This window comes from Rahnella perminowiae (genome assembly GCF_019049755.1).
GTDB classification, from domain to species: Bacteria; Pseudomonadota; Gammaproteobacteria; order Enterobacterales; family Enterobacteriaceae; genus Rahnella; species Rahnella perminowiae.
The window spans coordinates 1-5,859 of the sequence record NZ_JAFMOS010000360.1 but is presented as its reverse complement, the minus strand read 5'-3'; the positions used below and the strand labels follow the sequence as shown (position 1 = coordinate 5,859).

Here is a 5,859-nt window from a genome sequence, read left to right as displayed (position 1 = left end):
CCTTACAATCTTGCCTGCAACAGCCACCAAGAGTATTTTAAAACCCTTCAAATTGAATGGATATAACGAATGGATACGGTTGAGCAATTAAACGGAACTTATTTTTACGATGGAACATCAAATTTAAGTGCAGGCGAATTATTTTTTGGATGATGCATTGCGATGAAAATTCTTGGGGGGGCAATGCTGCGCTGAATGCAAATAAATAACAGGAATAACAGCATGGGCGATACATTCCAAAAATCATGCTGCAAGCCGCTATCTGTGCGGTTTTTACCCAGGACAGACATAAACCCACATCATATTTAACCGAAGATGCTGTTCACCTTTTATTGATCTCGCGCATCTTGTAGAATGCGCAACAGACGTAAACCCATACTATTATAAAGTATAAGCCGAAAATCGCTCTCCCTATGACCCTGCTTGCATTAGGTATCAATCACAAAACCGCCCCGGTGTCTCTGCGTGAACGGGTAACATTCTCACCCGAGACCCTCGATCAGGCGCTCTCCAGTCTGCTCCAGCAACCGCTGGTGCAGGGCGGCGTCGTGTTGTCTACCTGCAACCGCACTGAGCTGTACCTGAGTGTTGAGCAGCAGGAAAACCTGCAGGAACAGCTGGTGAAGTGGTTATGCGATTACCATCATCTGAGTGAAGATGAAGTGCGCAAAAGCCTGTACTGGCATCATGATAATGAAGCGGTCAGCCACCTGATGCGTGTTGCCAGCGGGCTGGACTCTCTGGTACTGGGCGAGCCGCAAATTCTCGGGCAGGTCAAAAAAGCCTTCGCAGAATCACAAAACGGGCAGGCGGTTTCCGGTGAACTGGAGCGTTTGTTCCAGAAATCCTTCTCCGTGGCCAAGCGAGTGCGTACGGAAACCGATATCGGTGCCAGCGCCGTTTCTGTCGCGTTTGCTGCCTGTACGCTGGCACGCCAAATTTTCGAATCCCTTTCTGATGTGAGCGTGTTGCTGGTCGGTGCGGGTGAAACGATCGAACTGGTCGCGCGTCATCTGCATCAGCATAATGTGCGTCATATGATGATTGCCAACCGGACGCGTGAACGTGCGCAGGCGCTGGCGACCGAAGTGAATGCACAAGTGATCAGCCTGCAGGATATCGATTCCCGTCTGGCGGAAGCCGACATTATCATCAGTTCTACCGCCAGTCCGCTGCCCATTATCGGGAAAGGCATGGTGGAACGTGCGTTAAAAGCCCGCCGTAACCAACCCATGCTGATGGTGGATATTGCCGTTCCGCGCGATATTGAACCGGAAGTGGGTAAGCTGCCTAACGCCTATCTGTACAGTGTCGATGACCTGCACAGCATCATTCAAAACAATCTTGCACAACGTAAAGCCGCGGCTGTTCAGGCGGAAACCATCGTTGAGCAGGAGAGTTCCAATTTCATGGCCTGGCTGCGTTCGCAGGGAGCCGTTGAAATTATTCGTGATTATCGCTCGCGTGCTGATATCATTCGCGCCGACGCACAGGCCAAAGCTCTGGCTGCCATTGCGCAGGGCGCTGACGTCGAAGCGGTGATCCATGAATTAGCTCACCAATTGACAAACCGTCTTATTCACGCGCCAACCCGTTCATTGCAACAGGCAGCCAGCGACGGTGACGTGGAGCGTTTGCAAATTTTACGCGACAGCCTCGGGCTGGGTCAGCAATAGTTCTCCTTTTCTCACAGGGTTATACACCACGCATGAAGCCTTCTATTGTTGCCAAACTGGAAGCGTTACAAGAGCGCCACGAAGAAGTGCAGGCGATGCTTGGCGATGCCGGCGTTATCGCCGATCAAGATAAATTCCGCAGTCTTTCCCGCGAGTATTCTCAGTTAACCGCCGTCTCTGAATGTTTCCTTGCCTGGCGTCAGGCGCAGGACGATTTAGAAGCGGCTGAAATGATGCTCGATGATCCTGAGATGCGCGAAATGGCGCAGGAAGAAATCAAAGACTGCAAAACGACTATCGAAGAACTCGAACAAAAACTACAGCTTCTGTTATTACCCAAAGATCCCGATGATGAGCGCGGTTGCTTCCTTGAAATTCGCGCCGGAACCGGCGGTGATGAAGCGGCTATTTTTGCCGGTGATTTATTCCGGATGTACAGCCGTTACGCCGAAGCGCGCCGCTGGCGGGTGGAAATTGTGAGCGCCAGCGAAGGCGAGCACGGTGGCTATAAAGAAGTGATCGCCAAAATCAGTGGTGATGGCGTCTATGGTCAGTTCAAGTTTGAGTCAGGCGGCCACCGCGTCCAGCGTGTGCCGGAAACGGAATCTCAGGGACGCATTCATACGTCGGCCTGTACCGTCGCAGTCATGCCAGAAATACCGGAAGCTGAACTGCCGGAAATCAACGCGGGTGATTTGCGTATTGATACTTTCCGCTCATCGGGCGCTGGCGGTCAGCATGTTAACACCACCGATTCCGCCATTCGTATTACGCATATTCCAACCGGTATCGTGGTGGAATGTCAGGACGAACGTTCACAGCACAAAAACAAAGCCAAAGCGATGTCTGTGCTGGGCGCGCGTATCCGCGCGGCAGAAGTGGCAAAACGTCAGGCTGAAGAAGCCTCGACGCGCCGCAACCTGCTTGGCAGCGGTGACCGTTCAGATCGTAACCGTACCTATAACTTCCCCCAGGGGCGCGTCACTGATCACCGCATCAATCTGACCATTTACCGTCTGGATGAAGTGATGGAAGGCAAACTGGACAGTCTGATCCAGCCGATCGTGCAGGAATATCAGGCCGATCAGCTCGCCGCGTTATCTGAGCAGGACTGATGGATTTTCAGTCCTGGCTGCGTGAGGCTGCCTGCCGTCTTGCTGCGGGTGAAAGCCCGAAGCGGGATGCTGAAATTTTGCTCGGCTTTGTGACCGGCCGGGCAAGAACTTTTATTATAGCTTTTGGTGAAACACCGCTGACGGCCGACCAACTGCAACGCCTGGATACTTTGCTTGCGCGACGTGAGCAGGGTGAACCGGTGGCTTATCTGACCGGCGAGCGTGAATTTTGGTCGTTGCCTCTGTCAGTCTCTCCCGCGACATTGATTCCCCGTCCTGATACCGAATGCTTAGTCGAACAGGCACTGGCCCGTCTGCCTTCTGAACCCGTCAGTATATTGGATCTCGGCACAGGAACCGGCGCGGTTGCACTGGCGCTGGCCAGCGAACGCCCTGACTGCAAGGTGACCGGTGTCGATCTGCAACCGGATGCCGTCCGGCTCGCGCGACATAACGCGCAGAAGTTAAATATCCTGAATACGCTTTTTTTGCACGGCAGCTGGTTTTCACCGGTAGCCGGTGAGCGTTTCGCGCTGATAGTCAGTAATCCGCCGTACATCGATGCCGCCGATCCGCATCTGGCGGCAGGGGATGTGCGTTTTGAGCCCGCCAGTGCGCTGGTGGCAGGAAATGCCGGTCTGGCTGATCTGGCGCATATTATTCAGGCTGCACCCGCGTATCTTCATCCGGGAGGCTGGTTACTGCTCGAACATGGCTGGCAGCAGGCGGCTGACGTCCAGACGTTATTGCACGATGCCGGTTATCAGCAGATCGCGACGATTAAAGACTATGGTGATAACGATCGGGTCAGCCTCGGACAGTGGCACCCTTAACGCGGATTCTAAGAAAATCAATCCAAAAAAGTAAATTTAAAGGAAACGGGCCATGGCATATGTCTGGATCAAGTATCTGCATCTGTTCACTGTAACCCTGAGTATTGTATTGTTTGTTTTACGATTTTTTTGGAAATGGGCGGGTTCTGCTATGATGCAGAAACGCTGGGTGAAGATCGTTCCGCATATGGTGGATACTTTACTGTTATTAAGTGGTATTTCGCTTATCTTCATCACACACTTTTATCCGTTCAGCCCTCAGGGAACCTGGCTGACCGAAAAGATTTTTGGCGTTATTATCTATATCGCGCTGGGTTTTGTGGCTCTGAGCAAGCGACCTGTTAGCCAGAACACCCGCTGGCTGGCCTTTATTCTGGCGCTCGCTTGCTTGTATCTGATTCTTAAACTGGCGCTGACGAAAATACCGCTGCTAATGGGATAACTATGAGTACCCTTGCTGATTTTGAATTTAACACCGCCCGGCTCAGTACCGGCGTGATCAAAGTAACGGAAGCCGTGCGTTTCGATTTCAATGCGGACGACGTTCGCCACCAGTTGCAGGCACTGGTCGATGAAGCCCGCCGCGTCGTTCCCGAAGAGCTTGATCAGGATCAGCAGCTCGAAGTGTTGATTGAACTGTTTTACCGCACCTGGGGTTTTGGTGGCGCGGGGGGCGTTTATCGTCTGTCTGACGCTATCTGGATCGACAAAGTACTGTCCTCGCGCCAGGGTACACCGGTTTCACTGGGTGTGATTTTTCTGCACATTGCCCATGAACTGAGTTTGCCGCTGATGCCGGTAATTTTCCCCACTCAGCTTATCTTGCGTGCCGACTGGCTTGACGAAGAAATGTGGCTGCTGAATCCGATCAACGGCGATACACTCAACGAGCATATGCTCAGTGTGTGGCTGAAAGGGAATCTGGGCGTGATGGCGGAAATAGAAGATGACGATCTGGAAGAAGCGGAAAACACGCTGATCGTTCGCAAAATGCTCGATACACTGAAAGCCGCGCTGATGGAAGAAAAACAGTTTGAACTGGCCCTGCGCGCCAGTGAAACGGTACTGCAGTTCGATCCGGAAGATCCGTATGAAATCCGCGATCGCGGGCTGATTTATGCCCAGCTGGAATGCGATCATGTGGCGATCTCTGATCTTAACTATTTTGTTGAGCAGTGCCCGGAAGACCCGATTTCAGAGGTGATTAAAGTGCAAATCCATTCGATTGAGCACAAGCAAGTCACGTTGCACTAATTTATACTTACCTTACATCACATCCGGAATGCCGTTCCAGAACAATCCGTTATATAACTTCCGGATGAAAGATTTATCACTAAAAAGGCCAAAGCATGAAACATAAAGTGGTTAGCATTCAGGACATCAAAGTCGCCAATGATCTGCCGTTTGTATTGTTCGGCGGAATGAATGTACTCGAATCGCGCGATATGGCGATGCGTGTATGTGAGCATTACGTCACTGTGACGCAGAAACTCGGCATTCCTTACGTATTCAAGGCGTCTTTCGATAAAGCCAACCGCTCATCTATTCATTCCTACCGTGGCCCGGGCCTGGATGAAGGCATGAAAATTTTCCAGGAGCTGAAAAAAGCATTCGGCGTGAAAATCATCACCGACGTGCATGAATCCTGGCAAGCACAGCCTGTATCTGAAGTGGTTGATGTGATTCAGTTACCGGCCTTCCTGGCGCGTCAGACCGATCTGGTTGAAGCGATGGCGAAAACCGGTGCAGTAATTAATGTGAAAAAACCACAGTTCGTCAGTCCGGGACAGATGGGTAACATCGTCGATAAATTCAAAGAAGGCGGCAACGATCAGGTGATTTTGTGCGATCGCGGCAGCAACTTTGGTTATGACAACCTGGTTGTCGACATGTTGGGCATGAATGTGATGATCAATGCCACTGGCGGCCATCCGGTGATCTTCGACGTGACGCACGCACTGCAAACCCGTGATCCGTTCGGTGCGGCTTCGGGTGGTCGTCGTGCTCAGGTCGCTGAACTGGCGCGTGCAGGTATGGCGGTAGGCATCGCCGGTCTGTTCATTGAAGCTCATGAAGATCCGGCTCATGCAAAATGTGACGGTCCGTCAGCATTGCCGCTGGATAAACTGGAACCTTTCCTGGTCCAGATGAAAGCCATCGACGATCTGGTGAAAAGCTTCCCGGCGCTCGATACCAGTAAATAACTGACAATGTGCAGATAAAACAAAGGCGACC

6 protein-coding genes and 1 pseudogene are annotated in these 5,859 nt (G+C 51.9%); all 7 read left to right on the top strand.

The window, feature by feature from the left end; genetic code table 11:
• Positions 1-69: 69 nt before the first annotated feature.
• Positions 70-147 (top strand): annotated as a pseudogene (locus J1785_RS26660) (STM2901 family protein); the annotation flags it as partial.
• Between the two features lie 266 nt (positions 148-413).
• The gene (gene hemA / locus J1785_RS04205; protein WP_129951342.1) at positions 414-1,676 is read left to right on the top strand and encodes a glutamyl-tRNA reductase; all 1,263 of its coding nucleotides are present in this window, start codon (positions 414-416) and stop codon (positions 1,674-1,676) included.
• 32 nt (positions 1,677-1,708) lie between these two features.
• Positions 1,709-2,791: a peptide chain release factor 1 gene (gene prfA, locus J1785_RS04200; RefSeq protein WP_129951341.1), complete on the top strand. Its 1,083-nt coding sequence runs from the start codon at positions 1,709-1,711 to the stop codon at positions 2,789-2,791.
• Positions 2,791-3,624: a peptide chain release factor N(5)-glutamine methyltransferase gene (gene prmC, locus J1785_RS04195; protein ID WP_217218878.1), complete on the top strand. Its 834-nt coding sequence runs from the start codon at positions 2,791-2,793 to the stop codon at positions 3,622-3,624. Before prfA ends, prmC begins: the two co-directional genes overlap by 1 nt.
• A 52-nt stretch (positions 3,625-3,676) precedes the next feature.
• The gene (locus J1785_RS04190) at positions 3,677-4,066 is read left to right on the top strand and encodes a SirB2 family protein (protein WP_129951339.1); all 390 of its coding nucleotides are present in this window, start codon (positions 3,677-3,679) and stop codon (positions 4,064-4,066) included.
• A 2-nt stretch (positions 4,067-4,068) separates the two neighbouring features.
• Complete coding sequence (sirB1, locus tag J1785_RS04185) at positions 4,069-4,878, top strand: invasion regulator SirB1 (RefSeq protein ID WP_129951338.1); 810 nt, start codon at positions 4,069-4,071, stop codon at positions 4,876-4,878.
• Positions 4,879-4,973: 95 nt separating this feature from the next.
• Positions 4,974-5,828: a 3-deoxy-8-phosphooctulonate synthase gene (gene kdsA / locus J1785_RS04180; RefSeq protein WP_015689950.1), complete on the top strand. Its 855-nt coding sequence runs from the start codon at positions 4,974-4,976 to the stop codon at positions 5,826-5,828.
• The last annotated feature ends 31 nt before the right edge of the window (positions 5,829-5,859 follow it).

Coding starts and splice junctions, on each gene's coding strand:
- hemA (WP_129951342.1), top strand. CDS start 414: ATGACCCTGCTTGCATTAGGTATCAATCACAAAACCGCCCCGGTGTCT.
- prfA (WP_129951341.1), top strand. CDS start 1,709: ATGAAGCCTTCTATTGTTGCCAAACTGGAAGCGTTACAAGAGCGCCAC.
- prmC (WP_217218878.1), top strand. CDS start 2,791: ATGGATTTTCAGTCCTGGCTGCGTGAGGCTGCCTGCCGTCTTGCTGCG.
- J1785_RS04190 (WP_129951339.1), top strand. CDS start 3,677: ATGGCATATGTCTGGATCAAGTATCTGCATCTGTTCACTGTAACCCTG.
- sirB1 (WP_129951338.1), top strand. CDS start 4,069: ATGAGTACCCTTGCTGATTTTGAATTTAACACCGCCCGGCTCAGTACC.
- kdsA (WP_015689950.1), top strand. CDS start 4,974: ATGAAACATAAAGTGGTTAGCATTCAGGACATCAAAGTCGCCAATGAT.